Source organism: Lysobacter sp. 22409, assembly GCF_052045105.1.
Taxonomy (GTDB): Bacteria; Pseudomonadota; Gammaproteobacteria; order Xanthomonadales; family Xanthomonadaceae; genus Lysobacter; species Lysobacter antibioticus_B.
On sequence record NZ_JBQEOE010000011.1, the window covers coordinates 53,354 to 76,314 of the forward strand.

Here is a 22,961-nt window from a genome sequence, read left to right on the forward strand (position 1 = left end):
TCGCCGAGCCAATGGCCGGCTTCGTCGTACAGCGTGTAGCCGGTGATCGCACCGGTGGCGTTGTCGGCCCGCGAGACCCGCTCGCCCTTGGCGTTGTAGCGGTAGCTGGCCTTGACCACGCCGGCTTGTTTGACCTGGCTCATGCGGTCGTTGGCGTTGTAGACGAACTCCCTGGCCGTGCCGCCGATGCTGGTGGTGTTGCCGACCGCGTCGTAGCCGCGGCTGACGCCGCCGACGTTGCTCAGGCGGTGACTCGTGCCCGGGTAGGTGTAGTTGGTGGTGATGCCGCCGTGCAGCAGGCTGTTGCGGTTACCGGTGGCGTCGTAGCCGTAGGTCTCCAGCGGCGTGCCGGTCGGGCCGTCGCGGGTGATCTTCAGCCTGCCCAGGGTATCGTAGTCGTACTTGGCCAGGAACGCGCTTTGCAGGCCGTCCTTGAGTTCGGTCAGTTCTCCGACCTCGTTATAGCCATAAGCCAGCGACAAGCCACCGGCGGCGCTGTCGAGGATCGTCTTGGCGCGGTAGTCCTGGTCGTAGCTGCGGGCCAGGCTGCGGCCGTTGCCGTAGGTCCAACCGGTGGCCGGGCCGAACGGTTCATAAGCCGCATTGTTGAGCAGCACCGTGCGCACGCCGCCGGCCGGCTTGATCCCGACTTCGGTGACCTGGTCCAAAGTGTTGCGGACGTAGTCGACGATGGCGTTGTCCGGGTAGGTGATGGTGCGCACCTGGCCCGAGCTGGTGTAGGCGTAGCGCAGGGTGAAGCTGCGGGTGCCGACCGTCTGCACCTTGCGCACGAGCTGGCCCCAACGGTCGTAGCAGTACTTCAGCTCGGTGCCGTCGGCGCGCATCGCGGTCACCCGGCCGAGGGCGAAGTTCTCGCCGGCGGCGCAGACCGTGTTGACCGTGTCGTAGTCGTACTCGACGTCGGCGGCGCCGCCGCTGTACGAGATCGTCTTCGGCCGGTTCAAGGCGTCATAGGTATAGGTATGCGGGCTGGCGTCGTTAGCGTCCTGTTTGCTCGCGAGCAGGCCGGCGCTGTTGTAGCCGTAGGTGGTGATACCCGTGTCCGGGCTCGACAGCTGGACCTGGTCGCCGAAGCCGTTGTAGCCGTAGGTCGTGTCCAGGCCCTTCGGGTCGGTGACCTTGGTGACTTGATCGAGCGCGTTGTATTCCAGCTTGGTCTCGACCGCGAGGCCGCCGACGTCCTGCAGGGTGCGGCTCAGGCGATTAAGCGGGTCGTGGTCCTGGTTGGTGACGCGGCTCAAGGCATCGGTGGTCAGGTCCGGATTGCCGTCGTTGTCGTAGCTGAAGCTGGTCTCATGCGCCAACGAGTCCTTGGCGGTCTGCAACTGCCCCAGGGTGTTGAACACGCGCGACAGAGTGCGCTTCAAGGTGCCGGACGCGGTCTGGGTGTCTTCCTGCTTGCGGTTGCCGGCCAGATCGAGGGTGTACTGGATCCTGTTGCCGGCCTTGTCGGCCACGCTGGTCAGGCGCTGGGCAGTGTCGTAGGTGTAGGTGATGTAGGCGCCGCCCGGCGGGGTGATGCGCTTGACCAGGCCGGTCGGCCAGTACTCGACCCGGGTGATGCGGTCGTCGGTCTCGACGCTGTTGTCGGCGCCTCGGACCTTGGTTGCGGTGAGCCAACCGCGCGGGTGGTACTCGTAATCGGTGACGATGCCGTTGGCGTCGACGACCGACAACGGACGGCCCTGCGGGTCGTAACCGAAGGTCTCGGTGCTGCGACCCAATGCGTCGACGACCTTGCGCAGGTCGCCCTTGCGGTAGGTGCATAGCGCTGGCTGGGTCGCGCAGGTGCTGTCGTCGCTGCCGTAGTACTGGAACGTCGTGATGTCGTTGACGTCGGTGCGCGGGCCGTCGACCGACTTGACCAGGCCCAGGATCGGGCAGGTGCTGTTGCTCGCGGCCACGTCGGCGGCTTCGCAATAGGCATAGCTCGTCGTGCGGGTCTGGTTGCTGATGGTGTCGCGCACGGTGACCGTGACCGGCTGCAGGCGCGCGTTGCGGGCGATGCGGGTCTCGCGATTGCCGACCTGGGTCAATACGGTGCGGTTGCTGGCGAGGTCGCGGCGTTCCGCGCTGCTGCGCTCCTGCGCGAGGCCGACCGCTTCTTTGACCGTATGCGTGCGCGCCGGCTGTCCGGTCACCGGGTCATTCGCATCGGCATACGTGTGCTTGGTCTGAGTACCGTTGCGGTCGGTGACGGTGTCGAGGCGGCGGCGGAAGTCGGTGGTCTCGTCGTAATACGTCCTGCCGATGGTGCCGCGGGTGTCGGTCAGGCCGCTGACCTTACGCGGCGCACCGCTCGCCGGCGACGCGGTCAAACCATAGGTGGTCTGCCGATCGAGAGGATCGGTGACGATGGAACCACCCGTCGAAGGATAGGTCAGGGTGACGCGGTCGGCATTGCCGGAATGGACGCTCAAGGTCACCCGATTCTTGGCATCGTAATTGAACGTACTGTAGCGCTGGCCGCCCTCCGCGGTTACGCCAGTCAGATTGAGAGGAAACCTCGTATCTTCATAGTGATAGGTCCGCGACTCGCCGCCAGGATAGGTGACGGTTTCGATCTGTCCATTGGCGTTAAAGACATAAGACGCGAGCGCTACGCCGGCCAAACGAATCGCCGTGATCGGCGCGTCGTCGCCGCCTGCGGTGTACTCGAACACGAGGCTGCGGCCGCTGTTATGGGCGATCGCGGCCAGACGGCGCATTCCATCGTAGCTGTAACTCAGGACCGAGCCGTTCTCGAAACGCTGTTCCAGCAGACGGCCGGCGGCGTCGAAACGCAGCATCCGGTCGCTGCGATGCATCAGCCACTGCGCGCCGTCGGCGACGACCCGGTCGCCGCTTTGGTCGTTCGCCTCGTACGCGGCGCCCACCAGTGTGAACGCGACCTGCGAACCATCGGCTTCAATGAAACCGATACGGACCGTCGGGTCGGAAGGCGTGGTCGGATCGGGGCCGACCGACAGCCGCAGATTATGCGAATGCGTCCATCCATAGCCGAATCCGCCAGCGGCAGTCGACGTTAGCGAGTGGTAATGGCGATCGAATGCAATCCAGCCCAGATCGAAATCGTGCGCCGGCTCGGACTTGTCCCCGGTTGTCGGGTCACAGGGATTGCCAACCGGGCACTCGTTGCTCGGCAGCGGATCACTGTAATAGGCCATGTCGAAGCTCGACCCGGCGCCACAGGCATTGAGATCGGTGTTCCAGGTCATGAGCCGGCCGGGGCAACTGGCCGCCCGATCCTTGACGATCTTGACCTGGGTGTTGGTGAGATAACAGGCACCGCCGCCTCCGGGCGCCACCATGTATTTGACGTCGGTAGGCGTGGATTCGCGAATCGCGATCGGGCTGGTCGACCAGGTGAGATCCGTTGTCCAGACCGTCGGCGTAACCGTGCTGGCCGCCGCGCAGCCCTGAGCGACGCTTTGGGCGTCGTAGTCCTGCTTGATGCGGGCGACGATCGCGTCCATCGAAGTCTGCGTCGGCGTACCCGACGGGTCGTTGAGCTCCTTGTAAGCCCAATCGGTCAAGGTCGGCGGCTTGGGCTCGATGGCGTACTTGTAGACGGTCTTACTGTTGAGGGTGACCTCGTTTTTGACGTACATGCTCATCGGCGGACCGCCGAACTGGGCGAAGTAATTCCTGATGCCCTGCTGCATCGCGGCTTCGGTGGTCTGCGGCGCCAGCGCGAGGCTGTTGGTGCGCCACAGCTTTACCGTTTCCTGCGCCTGCGCGCCCGAGGCGAGCAGCAAGCCCAGCGAGGCCAGAGTCAGGTTCCAGCCGATACGGGTTCGAGCCGGCCGGCGTTCGGCCTCATTGTCGGCATCCGTTGCGACAACTGTCATGGTCATTCCTTCTATGGAGCTTGGAGAGGCCGTACGCACGGTCGGTGAGGGAGGACCGCCGGCGCCGGCATGGGGGATTCGATATCCGAAAGCGAACCGTCGGGCATCGTGTGCAGCTTGATCGGTACTTATGTCTGGGCGGCGACGCGTGGCCGCCGGTTCGAGCCGAGGCATGGCGGTGCCGCCGCGTTTGCGGCAACGAAAGTCAGGGCGGTTTCGATCTCGGCGGCTGGCCGAAGCACGGCCGTAGCGGCCGCTGTGCGTGCGGGCAAATCCATCTGCGTTGCTCCCTTTCCTTAGGTCGGCAGGTCGATACTACGCCCGCGCATCTCAACGGCAGCGACGCAAGCTGAGCGTCGGTAACGGATGTATGCAAGGGCGTGTTCGGCGCTCACTGTAGGCGCAACGGGTTCGCGAAAGCCAGTACTAGGCGAGGCCTTTGCGCAAAATTACAAACAGAGACGCCGCGCACAAAATGTCGCGGCTGCGGCGCAATCGCCGCGATCTATCGAGCGGCTTTCGCAGGCCGTGTCGACGCAAGCTAAATACCGGATGACCGGCATCCATTCGATGCGGCTCGAATACCACGCCAAGGCCCGCCCCGCCCGACGTCTCTGCGCATCCACGCCGCTGTCGCAGCATCACTGAGCCACCATCGCGACAAGACGCGAGGGTCATGACGGCCGCCGTCAGAGCGCGACCGCAGCCCCACTAAGACGGATCGTTACAAATGCCGCGGCCGCTGTACGGGAGAACTGCGTTGCGCATCGCATCCGCGGCGGGCTGCGACGCCTAGATTGCGCGCGACGTTCGCGACCGTACGTGCCCGGTGTGGCCCCCACCGCCGGTCGCGACCGTCACGTCATGCCCGATCCGGGCACTTACCTAGGATGCCTAATGAGCAAGAAGACCACGAGTTCCGATGCAAGTGCCGATACCGGCCCCCATTCGCGTTCGCGCCGCAAGCTGATCGGCGCAGCCGGCATGATCGCCGGCGCCGGCGCGGCCGCCGCGGCCACCACCGCTGCCTCGATCGGCGGTTCGATGTACCAGAACGAACCCATCGGCGGTGCCCCGGCGCCGCGTCGCGATGGCGCGTTTGCGTCCACCGCGCTGGTCGGCACCGACCCGGGCCGTATCAACGTCAAGGACTACGGCGCGGTCGGCAACGGCAGCACCGACGACACCGCCGCGATCGAACGCGCGCGCGATGCGGTGTTCGCATCCAGGAACGGCAACGGCTGGCTGACCCATCATCTTTATTTCCCGGCCGGCATCTACCGAGTGACCAAGGCCGACGTGCTGCTGCCCAAGGGCCCGGACACCGGCAAGACCAAGATCAACGGCTATGTCATCGAAGGCCAGGGCAAGCGCAGCTCCGAGATCCTGTTCGACGCCACCCCGAGCGGTGGCGACGCGTTCGCCAACAATCTGCTGACCGCCTACGGCCGCCTGCGCCAGTTGCGCGTGCGCGAGATCAGCTTCCGCGCCGCGCGTCCGGGGCTCAACTGGATCTATTGCTGGGCCTCGGTAGCCGGCGGAACCAACCAGGACTTCGCTTTCGACGACGTCGAATGGCGCGGCCCCTGGAACCGGGTGATCGGCCTGGACGGCCCGGCCGATTCCAACCTCAACTCCGAGTGGGCTTTCAATCGCTGCCACCTGGCCAACGATGTCGTGTTGGGCGACGCCTTCCTGCATTCGGGCATGACGCCGACCCACAGCCAGCAGGATCAGTTCCTGAATTTCTGGTTCCGCGACTGCAAGTTCGAGTACCAGAGCGGCACCTTGCTGCGCTTCGCGCGTGGCGGCTACATCAACGTGTACGGCGGCTCCTGGATCCAGTGCAACGAAACCCAGGACATCCCGTCGGTGTTCTTCGACCTGCCGCCGGGCCCGCACAACAACACGGTCAAGACGCTGATCGTGATGGGCGTGCGCTTCGAGTTGCGCCATGCCAAGAGCAAGCTGATGAATTGCGGATGGGATGCGGCGAACGCGAACCTGACCTTCATCTCTTGCACCGATGCGGCGCGTTCGTTCCAGAGCCACATCGGCCCGCCGTCGATCCCGGTCACCTATCGGCCGCGCGGCGGCGACATGCCCTACGTGAAATGGCAGTCGTGCCAGCTCATGGGGCGCCATGAGTCTTTCGCTACGGTCAATCGCGAACGGCTGGTCTTCGAACAGTGCCACACCTTCAACTACCCCATGGCGCAGTTCCTGGTGCAAAAGTAAGCGACGCGGNCCCCGCGCCGGTCTCGAAAGCCAGCAAACGGATCGTTCACAACAACGAGCCGAACCAGGCCCGCATCCGGCTACACGTAGCCCGTCGCCAATGCGCGCGCCCAATCGGGCCGGCCGTTGCGCAAAGCCCGTTCGGCTTCCGCATTCCAGTCGTAGCCCACCGTGAGCAGCTGCGCGTTCCATTCGTCGTTGGCCCGCTCGACGATGGCATAGCGCGCCTGCGGCGAACCGGTCTCGACCCGGTGCGGATGCGGATGCTCGCCGGCGTAAGCCTGCAAACCGACGCTGCCGGGATTGACGATCAGACGGCCGTCGGCCAAGCGCAGGCTGCGCGGCACGTGGGTGTGTCCGCACAGGATCACACGCGCATCGGTGTCGCCGGCACGCTGCACCGCTTCGTCGTCATGAGCCGGGCGCATGCCGTGCTCGTCGACGGTCTCGATGAAACATTCCAGGTCGCTGCGCGGCGTGCCATGGACCAGCAGCACCTCCTCGTTCAAGCGCCAGGTCGGCGGCAGGCTGCGCAGCCACTCGCGCTGGTCGGGACGGATCTCGGCGACGGCATGACGGTCGGACGCGCTCATGCGTTCGGGCGGATCGGTCAGCACCTGGCGCTCGTGGTTGCCGGCGATGGTCGGCCAGCCCAGCGCGATCAGGCGGTCGGCGGTTTCGCGCGGCCGCAGCGGGCCGGACAACAGGTCGCCGAGATTGACCGCGAGATCGACGCCGCGCCGCTCGATATCGGCCAGGACCGCATCGAGCGCCCCCAGGTTGCCATGGACATCGGAAATGACGGCTATGCGCATCGGTCGATTCTAGCGCCGGGGCTGCCCGGCCTACGCAGAGCCGCGGGCCAGGCGCCATGCGGCTCTCCGGGCCGATGTCAGGGGGACGCGGCGGCCGAGATTGCGCCGCGATGGCGGCTTCAGGCAGAATACTGGGCTCTCCGGTCGACAACCGGGCCGCCCCACCGGCGACCACGCTGTCCATCGGAGCCGCGAAAGCGCTGCGGCGCCTTCGTTCTCTATGGTGGCCCCGTTGGCGCCTCCGCGACGATAAGTTGAAAATCCCGCCAGGGCCGGAAGGCAGCAACGGTATCGACCGATTCGGGCGCCGGAGTCACGCTTGCGGGGCCGCCGCCTTTTCGGGCCCTGGGATTACCCCGAACGAGGCCGTCCGACGGGTCGGCTCAATCGCCCGGCAGCGACACGGCCAGCGCATCGGGCTCGCGCCCGGTCTTCCAGTAGGCGATCGGCTTCCAGGTCTTGCGGTCGATCACCGCGACCTCGTCGCCGCCGCTGATCGCGACATAGACCCGCGGCCGCTTCGGGTCGGCCACCACGCCGATCGGCAAGGCAGCGCGACCGAGCAAGGTGTCGCGGTACTCGGCGCCTTCGCGCGACAGCGCGATCGTCGCCAGCGCTTTCTTGCGACGCGCATCGAACACCGACACCGTCGCCGCGCGTGCGTTGCTGACCAGGGCGTGGCGGCCGTCGGCGGTGAAGGCGACGCGAATCGGAAAGCCCGGGCTCGGCAAGGTTTTGCGGATCGCGAGCGTGCGCGCGTCGTGCACGGTCACGGTGCCCGCCTCGCGGTTGCCGACCCAGACTTCGCCGCTGCCGGGGCGTACCGCGATGCCTTCGGCGCCCTTGCCCGCCTCGACTTCCGCGCTCTTGGCATTGCGGTTCAGATCGACGCGACTGACCGTGCCCCGGTCGATCTTGCTGACGTAGGCAGCCTTGCCGTCGGCGGATACCGCGACCATGTGGCCGCGCCCCTCGCCCATCGCGATCTCGGCGACGATCTGGCCCCCGGCCAGATCGATGCGCAGCAGATGACCCGAGGCCTCGGTCGTCGCCAAGGCTTCGCGGTCGCCGGGCAGGAAGCGCAAGCCATGCGGGCGGCCGTGGCGGCCGAGGTCGATGATGCGCGGCGGCTTGCCGCTTCGCAGGTCGAGCACGCTCAAGGTATGGCCCGGGGTTTCGCGGCTGCCGTAGTTCGCCACCAGCGCAGTACCGCCGTCGTGGCTGACTGCGATTTCGTGCGGCGCCTGACGGGTGGCGAATTCGCCGAGTTTGCGGCCATCGTCGAGCGACAGACGCCAGATGGTATCCGCGGATTTGTTGCCGACCAACAGCTCGCCCGAAAACGCCGGCATGGCGGCGGCGAGCAGGAGAATCAGGCACAGGGCTCGGGACATAACGGCTCCGACCATTCGGTGCGGGAGATTGAAGCTAGCTCAAAACGAAGATGGGATTCATGTCGCAGGAGCGATCAGGTTGAAGAAGGACCAAAACCAGCGCAAGGATCACCGCCTCGATACGGATCGTCGGCCCAGCCTTACGCGGGCCCGGTTGGATGCAGCCAATCCGCATCCCCGTCCGCATACCGCTCATGTTTCCAGATCGGCACCCGCGACTTGGTCTCGTCGATGATGTAGCGGCAGGCGGCGAACGCGGCTTCGCGATGGGGGGCGCTGACCCCGACCCAGACCGCGAGCTCGCCGATCGCCAGGTCGCCGACGCGGTGGACGCAGCGCGCATCGACGATGGCGAAACGCTCGATGGCTTCTTCCAGCACGCGCTCGCCTTCGGCCAGGGCGAGTGCGGCATAGCTTTCGTAACGCAGGCCGGCGACGGCGCGGCCGCCGTGGTGGTCGCGCACCCAACCCTCGAAGCTGGCGAAGGCGCCGGCGCGATCGCTGAGCAGTTGCGCGCGTAAGGGCGCGATCTCGAAGGAATGCTCGGACAAGGCGAATCGTGCCATCTCAGCCTCCCGAGACCGGTGGGATGAAGGCGACTTCGCTGCCGGCGCGCGGCGCTTCGTCCCAGCGCGCGAAAGCGCCGTCGACGGCGACACGCAGGCGCTCGACCGGCAGGGCGAACCCATGGCGCTGGCGCAGCGAGTCGTACAGCGCGCGCAGATCGGCCGCGTCGGCCTCGACCGATTCGCTGGCGACGCCGGCGGCATCGCGCAGGCTGGCGAAATACAGCACGGTGAGCCGGCTCATCGCTCGTCCCCCGCCCTGCGCTTCGCCTTCGCAGCGAAGTCGCGCTTGCCGCCGCGCTTGCCGGTCAACTTGGCCGGCCCGAGCACGATGCCATGCGACAAGGCCTTGCACATGTCGTAGACGGTCAGCGCCGCGACCGTCGCGCCGGTCAGCGCTTCCATCTCGACGCCGGTGCGGTGGGTGGTCTTGACCTCGCACTCGATCATCAAGCTGTTGTCGCCGTCCCAATCGATACTGAAACGGCAGCCGTCGATCGGCAGCGGATGACAAAACGGGATCAACTCATGGGTGCGCTTGACCGCCATCGTGCCAGCGATGATGGCGGTGTCGATCACCGCGCCCTTCTTGCTCTTGAGCCCGCTCGCGCGCAGTTGCAGCGCGACCGCGGCGGGAAAACGCACGCGGCATTGCGCGACCGCCTCGCGGGCGGTCACCGACTTGTCGGACACGTCGACCATCGCCGGGCGGCCGTCGCGGTCGATATGGGTAAGGGAAGGTTTGGATTTCAAATCGCCAGACTCCATCGCAGTCCGTGCCCGGGGTCGGACGGGCCGAACAGGAAATGCAGGACGCGCCGCCGTCCTTGCGGCCGGCTGGCTTTGGAAGAAGCATGCAACAGCAACGGTCGCATGATAAGCAGATCGCCCGGCCGTGCGGTGCATTGTGTCTCGCCGCGCTCCTCGCGCAGAGCGCTGGCTCTTTGCGCGTTGAGCTTTCCGACCCGGTGCGAACCCGGCACCACGCGCAACGGCCCATCGGAATCGGTACACGGATCCAGGTGGATGCGCACGACGGTCAACCGCTCCAGGAGCGCCGTCGGCGGCTGGACGAAATGCGAGCCCTCCTTGTGCGACCAGCCGGAGAGCGCCTCGTTCGCGACTTTCTGGGCGACCGGGATCGACAAGTCCTGATGCAGGGCGACTTTCCAGTTACGCGATTGGCTTTTGCGGAATAGGGTGCATTGCACGGCGAGCGCATCCTCGGCCAACACACCCAGGTCGCGAAACCGCAGGCGCAACGGCGCCACCAGCGCCCGGCACCACGCGTGTTGAAGCAGATTGCGGGTGCCCGCATCGTCGCCATCGCAGGCGTCGACATGAGCCGCCATGGCAGCGACGTCCACCGCACCGAGCACACCGGGCAACCGAAGAAAGCCTTGCGCCTCGAGCGACCCGGAGAGCATGCAATCGGAAGCCGCAACCGGGAACGACTGGATCGCACTGTCGGCTAACGACGACATCACAGCCTCAGCCGCCGATCAAAAACATCTCGACGTGGCGCTTGGAGCGCGGGGCGTCGAGGGCGCGCAGTTCGCTGTAGCGGTCGCCGCGGCGCGACCACAGCCCGGCCAGGCGTTCGGCGAAGGCGGCTTCGCCCAGCGCGAGCGACGGCCGCAGGTCGGTGCCTTCGGCGGCGAACAGACAGGTGTACAGCCGGCCGTCGGCGGACACCCGCGAGCGATGGCAATCGCCGCAGAACGGCGCGCTGATCGAGGACACGAAGCCGATCTCGCCCTGGCCGTCGGCGAAGCCGTAGCGCGAAGCGACTTCGCCGCGGTAATTGGCGTCGAGCGCGCGCAGCGGCCAGCGCGCGTGGATGCGGTCGCGCAGGGCCTGCGAGCTCACCACGCCCTCGGCGCTCCAGTCGTTGCAGTTGCCCACGTCCATATATTCGATGAAACGCAGCACATGGCCGCTGCCGCGGAAATGTTCGACCAAGGGCAACACTTGGTCTTCGTTGATGCCGCGCTGGACCACGCAGTTGATCTTGATGGAATCGAAGCCCGCCGCGCGCGCCACGGCGATGCCTTCGAGCACGTCGGCGATTTCGCCGCGCCCGCCGGACAGACGCCGGAAACGCTCGGGGTCGAGTGCGTCAAGGCTCACCGTCAGGCGGCGCAGGCCGGCCTCGCGCAGCGCCCGCGCATGACGCGCGAGCAGCGAGCCATTGGTGGTCAGCGCCAGGTCGTCGATGCCTTCGATGCGCGCCAGGCGCGCGACCAACTCGGGCAGGCGCTTGCGCAGCAGCGGCTCGCCGCCGGTCAGGCGCAGTTTGCTGACGCCCACGCGGACGAAACCGCGCACCAGGGTTTCGATTTCGTCGAAGCTCAGGCGCGAGGCCGCATCCAGGCCGTAGTCGTCCGGCACGCGCTCGGCCGGCATGCAGTAGGGGCAGCGGAAGTTGCAGGCTTCGATCACCGACAAGCGCAAGTCGCGCAGCGGCCGACCGTGGAGATCCAACGGCATCGGCAGCGGCGGCAGACCGGGGGCGGCACTCACGAAGGCGGCATTCACTAGGACGGCAGTTGCGTAACGGTGGGCTCGGCCAGCTCGATCGCCTCGCCCGGCCTACCGACACGATACCCCCGCGCCGCCAATACGTCGCCCTCTTCGCGGCTGCCGTAGTGGTAAAGCAGGCAGCGATTCAGCAGTTCGCGCGAGTATTCGCGCTCCAGGTCCTCGATGCCGCTGTGCGAGGGGTTGCCGTGCAGGGCGCAGTCGTGGGCGATCAGCTCGCCGGCATCGGCGTACTTGGCCAGGACCTCGGGGATCGGCCGGGTGTCGCCGGTCCAGATGGCACTACCGCGCAGACGCAGGCCGAAGGCGCTGTCGGGCCAGTGGTGGCGGGTCGCGAACACCTCCAGGCGCAGGCCCCCGTGCCAGAAATGGCCGCTGACCGGCACCAGTTGGAAGGCGTCCCAGAAATTCACCCCGCCCTCGGCCAGCACGTTCGGGTAGTCGGCCACCCGCTGGTGCAGCAGCGGCACCACCGTCGCCGGCACGTACAGCCGCACCTTGCCGCGCCGCTGCGGGTCGAAATAGTGGGCGACGAACAGGCGCTCGAACCCGGCGATGTGGTCCAGGTGGGTATGGGTGACGAACAAGGCCTCGGGCATCCGGCCGTAATGGGCCAGGAACGCGGTCAGGCCCTCGCCGCCGCAATCGATGGTGAGCCAGGGCTCGCCGTCGCGCTCCAGCGTGGCCATCGCCGACCCCAGCTCGACCGCCGACGCATTGCCGACGCCGTGCAAACGCAACCGCCAAGTCATGCCCGTCCCCTCGATTCGCTGACCACGTCTTTAGTAACCACGTTCCCAGGCGCGGTCATAGGCCGTGCGCAGTCGGGCGAAATCGCGTTCGACCTCGGCCTCGCCGCGGTCGCCGCGCAATTTCAACAGTGAACGCTTCAGCCGGGCCAGGTTGCGCTCGCGCCACGGGGTCGCCGGAATCCGGATCTGGCCGCGGTCCAGGTCGATCACCCAGCCGTGCCCGCCGCTGTCGAACAGCAGGTTGGTGGCGTTGAGGTCGGCGTGATCGAGGCCGGCCCGGTGACAGCGCGCGATCAGCCGCCCGGCCTCTTCCCAAGGCGCGCCGTCGCCGGCCACGGCGGCGCGGTCGGCCAGCGAGCGCACGTCGCCGAGGCGCTGAAGCAGGATCGCGGCGTAGTAATACCAACCGTCGCGGCGATACCAGGCGGCGACCGGCTTCGGCACCGGCAGGCCCTTGCCGGCCAGTTCGCGCAGCAGGCGGAACTCGGCGAAGCTGCGGGTCTGGTTGGCGCCGCTCCACCAATAGCGGTCGCGATTGAAGCGTGCGACCAGGCCGCCGCGCAGGTAACGGCGCAGCACCACCCGGCCGAACGGCGCGTCGACGAACCAGGCGCCGCCACGGCCGCCGCTGTCGACCGGACGCGCGTTGCCGCCCCAGTGCGCCGGCGAGAACCATTCCGGCGCGGCTTGCTGGACCTGCGCGCGGTCGAACAGAATCGCACCGTAACCGCTATCGTCGCGGTACGGCGTCAGTCCCTCGGCGGCGTCATAACCCGTCATCCGACCGAGTCTAACAAGTCACGTGACCACATCGCCTCTCAGTTCCCATCCTTCGATCTGCCTGCTGCGCCTGTCCGCGCTCGGCGATGTGACCCACGTCGTACCGCTGGTGCGCACTTTGCGCGCGGCGCGGCCGCAGGCCTCGATCGCCTGGATCATCGGCAAGGGCGAGCGGCGCCTGCTCGAAGGCCTGGAAGGCGTCGAATTCCTCGAGTACGACAAGAAAAGCGGCTTCGCCGGCATGCGCGCCCTGCGCCGCAGCCTGCGCGAACGCCCCCTCCCCGGGGGCCGCTTCGACGTGCTGCTGCAGATGCAGGTGGCCGCGCGCGCCAACCTGCTGTCGGCCTTCCTGCCGGCGCAGCGCCGGGTGGGCTACGACCGCTCGCGCTCGAAGGACCTGCACGGGCTTTTCATCAACGAGCGCATTCCCGACCGCCCCGGCATCCACGTGCTCGACGCGATCGGCAGCTTCTGCGAACCGCTCGGCCTGCGCCAGACCGAAGTGCGCTGGGACTTGCCCGTGCCCGAGGACGCGCGCGAATGGGCGCGCGCGCAATGGCCGCAGGACGAGGCACCGACCTTGCTGATCTCGCCGTGTTCGAGCCACACCGTGCGCAACTGGCGCAACGACCGCTACGCCGCGGTCGCCGATCACGCGGTCGAGCGCGGTTGGCGGGTGGTGCTGTGCGGCGGCCGCAGCGAACTCGAACGCAACACCGCCGACGCGATCCTGGCGGCGATGCGCCACCCGGCGCTGGACCTGGTCGGCAAGGACACCTTGAAGCAACTGCCGGCGCTGCTCGAACGCGGCCAGCTGTTGATGACCCCCGACTCCGGCCCGATGCACATCGCCAACGCCATGGGCACCAAGGTGCTCGGCCTGCATGCAGCCAGCAACCCCGCACGCAGCGGCCCCTACAGCGACCGCCGCTACTGCGCCGACCGCTACGACGACGCCGCGCGCAAGTATCTCGGCAAGCCCGCGGCCGACATCGCCTGGGGCACCAAGATCGAACACGAAGGCGTGATGGATTTGATCTCGGTCGAGGACGGCGTCGCCGCATTCGAGCGCTACCTCGCCGATCATTCGCTGCGCTAAGACGCGTCGTTCTCGATCTGCAGCCGTCGCCAGATCGACAACTGGGTGCGCTGGCGGCGGCGCTCGCGATAGACCGCGGCGATCAGCGCCAGCGCGATCACCAACGCGGCGACCGCGATCTGGCCGGCGCTCCAGTCGCGCCAGCCGCCGGTCAGCGCCTCCACGGCGACGAACACCAGACAGGCCGCAGCGGCATTGCACGAAAGGCTGCACAACACTTTCATGCGGTTGAGGGCGTTGCGCGAAGACGGGTCGGCCGCCTCCAGATATTCGCGCATGCGCCGGTCGACATCGTGGAAGACCGAGGTCGACATGTGTGCGGCATCGGGCAGCACCAGCCCTTCGCTGCGCGCCAGTCGCTGCGACAGAAAGGCGATGGCTGGCGCCCAGGCCTGGCGCAAGCGCGGCCAGACGATGCCCTGGGCGACGCCGTAGACCAGGCGGCCGATCGGGCTCAGGGCCAGGCCCAGCGCATAGGCGCCGGCGAACCAGGTCGGCAGGGTCAGCTCCGGGGCCTGCTCGCGCAGCAGGTGCAGGCCGGCCGGGTGGCGCAGGGCCAATGCCGTCAGCAACAGCCCGCCCGGGCACAGCCAGGCGAGCAGGTCGTCGTACAGCCAGGCGCCCGCGGCGCGCGGCTTGGGTTCGGCCACTGGCATCGCCGCGGCCGCCCGCTCAGCCGACCAGGCCGGGGCCGTAGTCCTGGTAGGACTTCTCTTCGACGTAGGTCGAGCCCAGGGCCAGGTTGATGTCCTTCTTGACCCGTGCCCGCACGTCGTTCTCGATGTAGACCGAGCGCGCCAGGCGGATGAACTCGGCATCGAACTCCTGGCGCTTTTCCTTGATGCGGATGTCGTCCTCGATCACCCACAGGCGCTCGTTGACGGCCTTCAGCTCGGCACGCAGGCGGACCACGTCGCCACCGGCGGCCGGGTGGGCCATCCAGGTCTGCTCGAGCGCGCTGAGCTCGTTGCGGACGTTGGCCAGCTTGGCCTCGTCGGTCATGCGCTCGGACTTGATCTGCAGGATCGCGATCTTGTCGAGCAATTCGCCAAAGGACACCGGGACCAGGATTTCGGACATGTCGCGCAGCCGTTTCGTTGCGAAAGAAGGCCGCTAGTGTAGCCCTGCCCTCCCCGGCCCCGGGAGGCGTCGACGCGGCGATCACGACAAGCCTTGTCGGCGGATGCTTCAGCCCGTATCATTCTCGGCTCACTGCACCCGGAGAGGTGGCAGAGTGGTTGAATGTACCTGACTCGAAATCAGGCGTACGTTTATAGCGTACCGGGGGTTCGAATCCCCCCCTCTCCGCCAGATACAGACAGAACGGGCTCTTCGGGGCCCGTTTTGTTTTTGGGCCCCGGTCCGGCCGATGTGGCGATGCCCGCGTGGCCCGGTACGGGATCGGTCCGATCGAAACCGAAAGTTGCGCTCCGCCCCGCCTCGCATAACCGGTCATCGGCACGGCCGCCATCGTCAGCGACTCAGGGCGAGGGTTTTCACAACGGCCGCGTTCGCTCGTCCAGTGTGTGAAGCCGGTGCTTCATGAGCCGTTTGGCCGACGTGGGCCACGCTCCAGCTTGCTTCGTCCCACTCGCGCAGGAGCCACCGTCGATGCCTTGCGCCACCACCGTCTCTACCGATCCGATCCACACGCGGCCTTCATCCATGCTCGGGCATGAAAGCCGAACACGGATCACGCTTTCTTGCTACGCGGCCGCTTGATCGCGATGATTGCGTTTTCAGCATTGGCAAACCCGACAACTGCGAGCGGCACGACCGACAGATGATCGAATTCGGACACCTCACGCATGTCGGCCTGCGCCGCGAACTCAACGAAGACACCTATTACGGTGACAGCGAACTCGGCCTGTGGCTGGTCGCCGACGGCATGGGCGGGCACGAGTACGGCGAGGTCGCCAGCGCGCTGGCGCGCGAGGCCATCGTCCGCGAGGTCCGCAACGGCGCCCCGCTGGCGCAGGCCATCCGCATCGCCGACGAAGAGATCATCCGCACCTCGCGCCGGCGCAACGACGCCCTGCCGATGGGCACGACCGTGGTCGCGGCCCGCATCAACGGCAACCGCTTCGAAGTGGCCTGGGTCGGCGACAGCCGGGTCTACCTGTGGCGCGACGGCCATCTGGCCCAGTTGTCGCAGGACCACAGCTACGTCCAGGAGCTGATCGCCAACGGCGCGATCACCCACGAACAGGCACGCAGCCACCCGCACCGCAACGTCGTCACCCAGGCTCTGGGCGTGACCGACCCGCGCAACCTCAACGTCGAGACCATGAACGGCGAACTGCGCCCGGGCATGCAGTTGCTGTTGTGCAGCGACGGCCTGACCGAAGAGGTCGACGACCGCAGCATCGCCCGGGTGCTGGCACACAACGACTGCAGCGCGCAGGAATGCGTGGATTCGCTGGTCGCCGCGGCGCTCGACGGCGGCGGCTCGGACAATGTGACCGTGGTGCTGGTGCGCAGCCACTGAGGGCGTCGCGGCCTTGGGCCGCGCCGACCTTACGCAAGGTCAAAATTTTCCAATTAATTCCAAACCTGCGATTCGCACTGCCTGGCTTGCGCGGCAGGAGTCGCTCCAGTTCGTCATCCAGGAATGCCGCGCTATCGCCCCCGTCGTTCCCGCGCAGGCGGGAACCCAGGGCTCTATCGCGACGTGACTCCGAAGGCACCCGGCCAGGGGTTCACAGCGCCCCATCACCGCGTCTGCGGGTATGACGCACTGCTGGTTGTACAAGCAAGGCATCCCGAACGCTTGCAGCCAAAACGCTGAAGTCTCCGGATCCCCGCCTTCGCGGGGATGACGGCCGGGTAGTTACGCCACTGCGGATCGCAGGTCGCTGGAGATGCCCGATGGGCATCGCGATGCTTGCGCTCAGGCCTCGACGGCCTGCGCGACCTCGACCGGCGGCATCGCCAGATCCCAGATGCATTTGCCGGCTTTCTTGCGCAGCTTTTCCAGGCGCGCTTCGTGGGCGGCGAGTTCGGCCGGCAACACGATCACGCGCGGGCGCGGGGCGCTGACGTCGATCTGGAAGCTGGCCTGTTCGAGCCTGGCCGCGGCCGCGCCGGGGTCGCCGAACCCGATCTCTTCCTGGCCCGAGGTCAGGCCGATGTAGACCTCGCCCAGCAACTGGGCGTCGAGCAAGGCGCCGTGTAATTGGCGGTGCGAGTTGTCGACGCCGAGGCGTTTGCACAAGGCGTCGAGCGAGTTGCGCTGGCCGGGGAAACGCTGGCGCGCGAGCAGCAGCGAGTCTTCGATAGTGACGCGGTCGCGCAACTTGCCGTACTGCGGCCCGCAACGCGACAGTTCGTTGTCGAGGAAGCCGACGTCGAACGCGGCGTTGTGGATGATCACTTCGGCGCCTTCGATGAAGGCGAGGAACTCGTCGACGATCTGTTCGAACGGCGGCTTGTCGGCCAGGATTTCCAGGCTCAGGCCGGTGACTTCCTGGGCGCCGGCCTCGAAGTCGCAATCGGGCTTGATGTACTGGTGATAGGTGCGGCCGGTCGGGCGGCGTTCGACGAATTCGACGCAGCCGATTTCGACCACGCGGTTGCCGCGTTCCCAGCTCAGGCCGGTGGTTTCGGTATCTAGGATGATTTGACGCATCGGGGGATTCTAATGGGGAGTGAGCGGGGAGAAGTGAGGAGTGAGCATGAACGAAGCGGCAGCTCGCTTTCGCTCACTCCTCACTCCTATCCACTCACTCCTGTCTTCAGGGCCGATAGGCCCGCAAGCGCTCCGCCTGCACCCGCGCCAGCACGTCGACGCGCTCGTTGTCCGGGTTGCCGGAGTGGCCCTTGACCCATTTCCACTCGATCGCATGGCGCCGGCTCGCGACGTGCAGGCGCTCCCACAGGTCGCGGTTCTTGACCGGATCGCCGCCGGCGGTCTTCCAACCGCGCCGGACCCAGTTGCCGATCCATTCGGTGATGCCCTTGCGCACGTACTGCGAGTCGGTGGTCAGCACCACCTTGCACGGCTCGCTCAGCGCTTCCAGGCCCATGATCGCGCCCATCAGCTCCATGCGGTTGTTGGTGGTGTCGGGCTCGCCGCCGGCGAGTTCGCGCTCGCGGCCCTTATAGCGCAGCAGTGCCGCCCAGCCGCCCGGGCCGGGGTTGCCGAGGCAAGCGCCGTCGGTGTGGATTTCTACGATCTTTTCGGCGTCTTGACTGGATTCGCTCACGCAACGGCTTCTCTATACGACAGCCGGGCATTATCGCCTTTGCGCGCCGCGAGCGGAGCCGCGATGCACGTCGCGCGGCACCAGGCCGGTCTGCCAGCGCAGTTGCTGCACCCGCATCGGCCCGATCGCGGCATGCACACGCTTGGTCAGGGTCAGCGCCACCCCAGCCCGCACCACGTCGACAGCGCCGACGCCGGCCTCGCCATGGGCGACCCGCCAGCGCGGGCCCAGCCATTGCAGGCTGACCGCATCGGCGCCGAAACCCGAGGCGCGCAGCATCGCCTGCCAATGGCCGGCATCGCGCGCGCGCAGGCCGCTGCCGGCCCAGCGCAGGCGGTACGGGCTCCAGGGGTTGAGGGTCGCCAACCATAGCCGGCCGCCGGGTGCGAGGATCCGCGCGCACTCGCTGAGCAGCGGCTGCGGGTCGGCGCCGTCGTCGAACACGTGCTGCAGCAGCACCGCGCCGAACGCCTCGCTGGCCAGCGGCAACGGCAGGCGGCAGCGCACCGCGCCGTCGAAGCCCTTGGGGCTGCGCCGCAGCGCCAGCCCGCGCCGGCCGCCGGGCGGCGACGCGGCGGCGACGCCGAACCAGGCCCAGGGCAAGGTCGGGCTGGCCGCGAGCACCCGGGACATGGCCGCGGCCTCGACCTCGAGCAGCCCTTGCCCGACCACCTCGCCGAACCAGTTGAGCGGACAGTCGGGGGCGGGGTCGGGTTGACGGCCGTGGGACAGGGCGGGCATGGTCGCGGTTCTCGACAGGAGTCTCGGAAGGCATCGGGCCAGGACGGCACGGGGCTTGCGAATACCCCGACTGTGCGCCCCCGGGGCGGCGTCAGGCAAATCGTTATCCAGCCCTGCCCGGGGCCCACCCGGCCCCACCCAGCCCGCGAAGCGGTCCGTCCCGCCCGCGCCCGCCAGGAGACCGACGATGCGGTTGCTCGCCCTGCCCGCCCTCAGCGACAACTACATCTGGGCCCTGTCGGGCGACGACGAATCGGCGCTGATCGTCGACCCCGGCGACGCCGCACCGGTGATGGCCGCGGCCGCACATGGTCTGCGCCCGGTCGGGATCTTGCTGACCCACCACCACGACGACCACATCGGCGGCACCGCCGCCCTGCGCGAGCGCTGGCCGGAGATCCCGGTGTTCGCCCCCGACGACGAACGCATCCTCAGCGCGACCGCCCGGGTCGACGAGGGCGTGAAGCTGCACGTCGCCGGCTGGACCCTCGATGTCATGGCGGTGCCGGGCCACACCCGCAGCCACATCGCCTATTACCTGGACCGCGGCGCCCATGGCGACGAGCGCCTGTTGTTCAGCGGCGACACCTTGTTCAGCCTGGGCTGTGGGCGCCTGTTCGAAGGTACCGCCGCCCAGATGCTGGTCTCGCTGACCCGCCTGGCGGCCCTGCCGGACGAGACCCGGGTCTGTTGCGGTCACGAATACACCCTGTCCAACGCCGCCTTCGCGAGCGTGGTGGAACCCGACAACCCGGCGCTGCGGCGCCGCATAGAACAGGCTCAGGCCATGCGCAACGCCGGTCGTCCCACCGTTCCCAGCAGCCTCCTCGACGAGCGCGCAACCAACCCCTTCCTGCGCACCCGCGAAGCCGGCGTGCTGCGCTCGATCACCTCGCGCCTGGGCCACCCGCCCGAGGACGAAGTCCAGGCCTTCGCCGAGTTGCGGCGTTGGAAAGACGGGTTCCGCGCTTGAAGCGGGCCGACGCCAGGCGGCGCGCGCCGCTGCGTGCCGCCCTGCTCGCCGCGCTGTGGCTGAGCGCGGCCTGCGCCGCGCCGGTCGGGGCCGCCGAAGCCCCCGCAGCCAAGCCCACCCCCGCCAAGGCCGACGCGCCTTCGGGACCGACCCGCAACGGCCGCGACATCTACCAGCGTTTCCGCGACGGCCTCGCCGACCCGAGCTGCGAGCCGGGCGTAAGCACGCGCTGGCGCCAACACTTCGCCACCGCGCCCAAGCGCCTGGCCCGCTCCGACGACGACCTGCTGCCGCTGTTCGGCTACGTGGTCGACGCCTTGCGCGAAGCGCACCTGCCGACCGAATACGCGCTGATCCCCTTCGTCGAGAGCGGTTACCGCCCCGGCGCGCGCAGTGCCGCCGGCCCCGCCGGGCTGTGGCAGATGATCGCCCTGACCGCACGCAACCATCGCGTACCGATGCGCGAGGGTTACGACGGCCGCTTGTCGCCGGTCGATTCGACCCAGGCCGCGGTGCGTTATCTCAAGACCCTGCACGGCATGTTCGGCGGCGACTGGCGTCTGGCGGTGATGGCCTACAACGCCGGCGAGTACCGCATCCTCAACGCGCTCAAGCGCAACGGCCAGACCGCGGCCAATGCCCGCCCCGACCAGCTTGCGGGCCTGTCGGACATCACCCAGGCCTACGTGCGCAAACTGCATGCGCTGTCGTGCCTGATGGAACAAGCCGACGACCGCGAGGAATGGCTGCAGGCCCTGGATCGCCCGGTGCCGCATCTGCAGGCGGTGACGCTGCCGTCCGAAGTCGGCGACATCGACGGCTGGGCCGCGCGCACCGGCCAGGACGCGGCGCAATTGCGGCGTCTCAACCCAGTCTTCGCCAACGGCTCGATCGGCCGCGTCAGCACCCGCCGCGCACCGCTGCTCGCTGTCGCCGCGGGCGCGGCGAACGCGCCCGCTCCGGTCGCAGCCGACCTGGCCATCGCCGCCATCGAATCGCCGCCGAGCACCCGCACCAAGGCGGGCGAAACCGCCGCCGACACCGTCACCACCGGTTCGGCCGAAGTCGCCGTCGCCAAGAACGACGAACCCGCCGCGAACGCCAGCCCGCGTCGCCACACCGTCGGCCGCGGCGACAACGCCTGGACCATCGCCAAGCGCTACCGCATCCGCGTCGCCGACCTGCTCAAGCGCAACGGCTTGAACGCCAAGGCCGTGCTCAAACCCGGCCAGGCCTTGTTGATCGATGCGCCGAACGGCGGCGACTGATCGACATAGGCATCGCGCGGGACCAGGGCGTTTCGTAGAGACATCGCCCTAGCCCTCCATCGCTCGTTCCGCACGAACACACTCGCTTCCGCCATTCGATCTGCAGGCACCAGAACGCACAGAGCCCGGACATGCCGGGCTCTGTCGAAGCGCCTGCGCTGAGCGCGCGGCGGGATCGGTCGGATGGTTTACGTTGCCGCGGTGGCGTCGGCTTCGTTGCGCCGGCGCGACGGCCACAGCATGGACAGCAAAGTGATACCACCGAGCAGCCAGCTGTAGTGGACGTTGCCGACCAAGGCCAGCGGCGAGACCTGGCTCAAGGATGCGGCGAGCAGGATCTGCGCGCCGTACGGCAATACGCCCTGGGTCACGCAGGCGAAGATGTCGAGCACACTCGCCGCGCGCGCCGGCGGCACGCCGTGCTGCTGAGCGACGTCGCGGGCAAGCCCCCCGCTGATCAGGATCGCGACCGTGTTGTTGGCGGTGAACACGTCGCTGGTCGCCGACAACGCGGCGATGCTGATCTCGCCGGCACGGCGGCTGCGATGGCCGCGCGCGAACTTGCCGATCACCTGCGCCAGCCAGGCCAGGCCGCCGGCGGCTTTCATCAAGGCGCCGAGGCCGCCGACCAGCAACGAAAGCAGGGTGATTTCGACCATGCTCTCGAAGCCGTCCCAGATGTGCGCGGTGTAGGCGGCGAAGCCGAAATCCTCGGCCAGGAACACGCCGAACAAGCCGGCGATGACCAGGCCGATGCTCAGCACGATGATCACGTCGACCCCGGCGATGGCCAGGCCGAGCACCACCAAGTACGGCAGGATCAACCACGGCGACACCGCGTCGGGCGTGGTCACCGGCGCGGTTTCGCCGAGAAAGCCGAGCAGCACCAGGGTGCCGATCGCCGCCGGCAGCGCCAGCTTGAAGTTCTCGCGGAATTTCTCCCGCATCGTGCAGCCCTGGGTGCGGCTGGCGACGATCGCGGTGTCGGAAATCACCGACAGGTTGTCGCCGAAGGTGGCGCCGCCGATCACCGCGCCGAGCACCAGCGCGCGATCCAGGCCGGAAGCGTCGGACACGCCGAGCGCGATCGGCGCGACCGCGGCGATCGTGCCCATCGAGGTGCCGAGCGACAGCGAAATGAAACCGGCGACCACGAACAGCGCCGGCAGCAGCAAAGCCGGATGCACGTTGCCGACGCCGAGGGCGACGATCGCGTCGACCGCGCCGATCGCCTTGGACACTTCGACGAAGCCACCGGCGAGCAGAAAGATCAGGCACATCAGCACGACGTTGTGATCGCCCATGCCCGACAGCAGGGTGTCCAGCGGCTTGATCTCGCGCCGCCAGGCGATGAACGCAGCCAGCGCGAGCGCCGGCAGGATCGCGACCGGCGCGTGCAACTGGTAGAAGCCCATGGCGTCGCCGTGCGAAGTGAAATACAGCCCGGCCCCGAAGAACAGGGCCAGGAACACCAGCAGCGGCGTCAGCGCCCAGGCACTGGGAGACAGCGGAGCGCCGGGGCGGAGCGGTTGATTCATCGCTTCATCCGAATGGATTAGAAAACCTGGCGATTTTGCAGCGCAGCATCACGCTTGTCGAGTGCTGGCGGTGGAATGCTGCGTCGGGGCCATGCTAGCGGGAGCGCGGAGGTCTGGCTTGCCCTTACCCCACCTCTCCCCTGCTACAAGCGGCCGCCAAGCCCGCTCCCGCGACGGCA

General features: G+C 67.8%; 21 protein-coding genes, 1 tRNA gene and 1 other RNA gene. 7 read left to right on the forward strand and 16 right to left on the reverse strand.

Annotation, left to right across the window (positions count from 1 at the left end):
- Nucleotides 1-3,872: DUF6531 domain-containing protein (locus tag ACTJJK_RS07895; protein ID WP_440729936.1), on the reverse strand; the 3,872-nt coding region annotated here is incomplete at its 3' end.
- Nucleotides 3,873-4,769: 897 nt separating this feature from the next.
- On the opposite strand from ACTJJK_RS07895, the gene ACTJJK_RS07900 reads away from it, so the two are divergent.
- Nucleotides 4,770-6,110: a glycosyl hydrolase family 28-related protein gene (locus ACTJJK_RS07900; protein WP_440729937.1), complete on the forward strand. Its 1,341-nt coding sequence runs from the start codon at nucleotides 4,770-4,772 to the stop codon at nucleotides 6,108-6,110.
- A gap of 80 nt (nucleotides 6,111-6,190) precedes the next feature.
- Here ACTJJK_RS07900 and ACTJJK_RS07905 read toward each other — a convergent pair whose 3' ends face one another.
- Entirely contained in the window at nucleotides 6,191-6,925 is a 735-nt protein-coding gene (locus ACTJJK_RS07905) for a metallophosphoesterase family protein (RefSeq protein WP_440729938.1), read from the reverse strand.
- Nucleotides 6,926-7,155: 230 nt separating this feature from the next.
- On the opposite strand from ACTJJK_RS07905, the gene ffs reads away from it, so the two are divergent.
- Nucleotides 7,156-7,252, forward strand: an RNA gene (ffs, locus tag ACTJJK_RS07910) — signal recognition particle sRNA small type.
- A 56-nt stretch (nucleotides 7,253-7,308) separates the two neighbouring features.
- Here the strand turns inward: ffs and ACTJJK_RS07915 are convergent.
- The 8 genes from ACTJJK_RS07915 to ACTJJK_RS07950 form a co-directional block, all read right to left on the reverse strand.
- Complete coding sequence (locus ACTJJK_RS07915) at nucleotides 7,309-8,319, reverse strand: YncE family protein (protein WP_440729939.1); 1,011 nt, start codon at nucleotides 8,317-8,319, stop codon at nucleotides 7,309-7,311.
- Nucleotides 8,320-8,459: 140 nt separating this feature from the next.
- Nucleotides 8,460-8,885, reverse strand: coding sequence for a molybdenum cofactor biosynthesis protein MoaE (locus ACTJJK_RS07920; RefSeq protein WP_440729940.1), 426 nt, complete (start codon nucleotides 8,883-8,885; stop codon nucleotides 8,460-8,462).
- A gap of 1 nt (nucleotide 8,886) precedes the next feature.
- Complete coding sequence (gene moaD / locus ACTJJK_RS07925; RefSeq protein WP_031373540.1) at nucleotides 8,887-9,129, reverse strand: molybdopterin converting factor subunit 1; 243 nt, start codon at nucleotides 9,127-9,129, stop codon at nucleotides 8,887-8,889.
- Entirely contained in the window at nucleotides 9,126-9,653 is a 528-nt protein-coding gene (moaC, locus tag ACTJJK_RS07930; RefSeq protein WP_440729941.1) for a cyclic pyranopterin monophosphate synthase MoaC, read from the reverse strand. The genes moaD and moaC overlap by 4 nt, the downstream gene beginning before the upstream one ends.
- Nucleotides 9,635-10,369 (reverse strand): phytanoyl-CoA dioxygenase family protein, encoded by a 735-nt coding sequence (locus tag ACTJJK_RS07935; RefSeq protein ID WP_440729942.1) that lies wholly within the window; start codon nucleotides 10,367-10,369, stop codon nucleotides 9,635-9,637. The genes moaC and ACTJJK_RS07935 overlap by 19 nt, the downstream gene beginning before the upstream one ends.
- Before the next feature lie 7 nt (nucleotides 10,370-10,376).
- Complete coding sequence (gene moaA, locus ACTJJK_RS07940; RefSeq protein ID WP_223621704.1) at nucleotides 10,377-11,375, reverse strand: GTP 3',8-cyclase MoaA; 999 nt, start codon at nucleotides 11,373-11,375, stop codon at nucleotides 10,377-10,379.
- A gap of 47 nt (nucleotides 11,376-11,422) precedes the next feature.
- Nucleotides 11,423-12,178, reverse strand: coding sequence for an MBL fold metallo-hydrolase (locus ACTJJK_RS07945; protein WP_031373544.1), 756 nt, complete (start codon nucleotides 12,176-12,178; stop codon nucleotides 11,423-11,425).
- A gap of 30 nt (nucleotides 12,179-12,208) precedes the next feature.
- The gene (locus tag ACTJJK_RS07950) at nucleotides 12,209-12,958 is read right to left on the reverse strand and encodes a 3-deoxy-D-manno-octulosonic acid kinase (RefSeq protein ID WP_440729943.1); all 750 of its coding nucleotides are present in this window, start codon (nucleotides 12,956-12,958) and stop codon (nucleotides 12,209-12,211) included.
- 22 nt (nucleotides 12,959-12,980) lie between these two features.
- Here ACTJJK_RS07950 and ACTJJK_RS07955 point away from each other — a divergent pair, with 22 nt between their 5' ends.
- The gene (locus ACTJJK_RS07955; protein WP_440729944.1) at nucleotides 12,981-14,057 is read left to right on the forward strand and encodes a glycosyltransferase family 9 protein; all 1,077 of its coding nucleotides are present in this window, start codon (nucleotides 12,981-12,983) and stop codon (nucleotides 14,055-14,057) included.
- On the opposite strand, the gene ACTJJK_RS07960 is transcribed toward ACTJJK_RS07955, so the two are convergent.
- Both ACTJJK_RS07960 and ACTJJK_RS07965 read right to left on the reverse strand, forming a co-directional pair.
- Nucleotides 14,054-14,707: a hypothetical protein gene (locus ACTJJK_RS07960; protein WP_440729945.1), complete on the reverse strand. Its 654-nt coding sequence runs from the start codon at nucleotides 14,705-14,707 to the stop codon at nucleotides 14,054-14,056. The genes ACTJJK_RS07955 and ACTJJK_RS07960 overlap by 4 nt on opposite strands.
- 22 nt (nucleotides 14,708-14,729) lie before the next feature.
- Nucleotides 14,730-15,137: a DUF6165 family protein gene (locus tag ACTJJK_RS07965; protein ID WP_031373548.1), complete on the reverse strand. Its 408-nt coding sequence runs from the start codon at nucleotides 15,135-15,137 to the stop codon at nucleotides 14,730-14,732.
- Between the two features lie 140 nt (nucleotides 15,138-15,277).
- Here ACTJJK_RS07965 and ACTJJK_RS07970 point away from each other — a divergent pair.
- Nucleotides 15,278-15,368 (forward strand) — tRNA-Ser (locus ACTJJK_RS07970).
- 472 nt (nucleotides 15,369-15,840) lie between these two features.
- Complete coding sequence (locus ACTJJK_RS07975; protein WP_031373549.1) at nucleotides 15,841-16,545, forward strand: PP2C family protein-serine/threonine phosphatase; 705 nt, start codon at nucleotides 15,841-15,843, stop codon at nucleotides 16,543-16,545.
- Nucleotides 16,546-16,947: 402 nt separating this feature from the next.
- Here ACTJJK_RS07975 and dnaQ read toward each other — a convergent pair whose 3' ends face one another.
- The 3 genes from dnaQ to ACTJJK_RS07990 form a co-directional block, all read right to left on the reverse strand.
- Nucleotides 16,948-17,685 carry a DNA polymerase III subunit epsilon gene (gene dnaQ, locus ACTJJK_RS07980; RefSeq protein ID WP_223621658.1) on the reverse strand — a complete coding sequence of 246 codons (738 nt, stop codon included), beginning with the start codon at nucleotides 17,683-17,685 and terminating at the stop codon, nucleotides 16,948-16,950.
- A gap of 106 nt (nucleotides 17,686-17,791) precedes the next feature.
- A complete protein-coding gene (gene rnhA / locus ACTJJK_RS07985; protein WP_031373551.1) occupies nucleotides 17,792-18,262 on the reverse strand; it encodes a ribonuclease HI in 471 nt (156 codons plus the stop codon).
- Nucleotides 18,263-18,292: 30 nt separating this feature from the next.
- A complete protein-coding gene (locus tag ACTJJK_RS07990) occupies nucleotides 18,293-19,003 on the reverse strand; it encodes a methyltransferase domain-containing protein (RefSeq protein WP_440729946.1) in 711 nt (236 codons plus the stop codon).
- 187 nt (nucleotides 19,004-19,190) lie between these two features.
- Here ACTJJK_RS07990 and gloB point away from each other — a divergent pair, with 187 nt between their 5' ends.
- Nucleotides 19,191-19,976, forward strand: coding sequence for a hydroxyacylglutathione hydrolase (gene gloB / locus ACTJJK_RS07995; RefSeq protein WP_031373553.1), 786 nt, complete (start codon nucleotides 19,191-19,193; stop codon nucleotides 19,974-19,976).
- Nucleotides 19,977-20,005: 29 nt separating this feature from the next.
- Nucleotides 20,006-21,244: a lytic transglycosylase domain-containing protein gene (locus ACTJJK_RS08000; RefSeq protein ID WP_223621703.1), complete on the forward strand. Its 1,239-nt coding sequence runs from the start codon at nucleotides 20,006-20,008 to the stop codon at nucleotides 21,242-21,244.
- A gap of 188 nt (nucleotides 21,245-21,432) precedes the next feature.
- Here the strand turns inward: ACTJJK_RS08000 and ACTJJK_RS08005 are convergent, their stop codons facing one another.
- The gene (locus ACTJJK_RS08005; RefSeq protein ID WP_440729947.1) at nucleotides 21,433-22,782 is read right to left on the reverse strand and encodes a Na+/H+ antiporter NhaC family protein; all 1,350 of its coding nucleotides are present in this window, start codon (nucleotides 22,780-22,782) and stop codon (nucleotides 21,433-21,435) included.
- Between the last annotated feature and the right edge of the window lie 179 nt (nucleotides 22,783-22,961).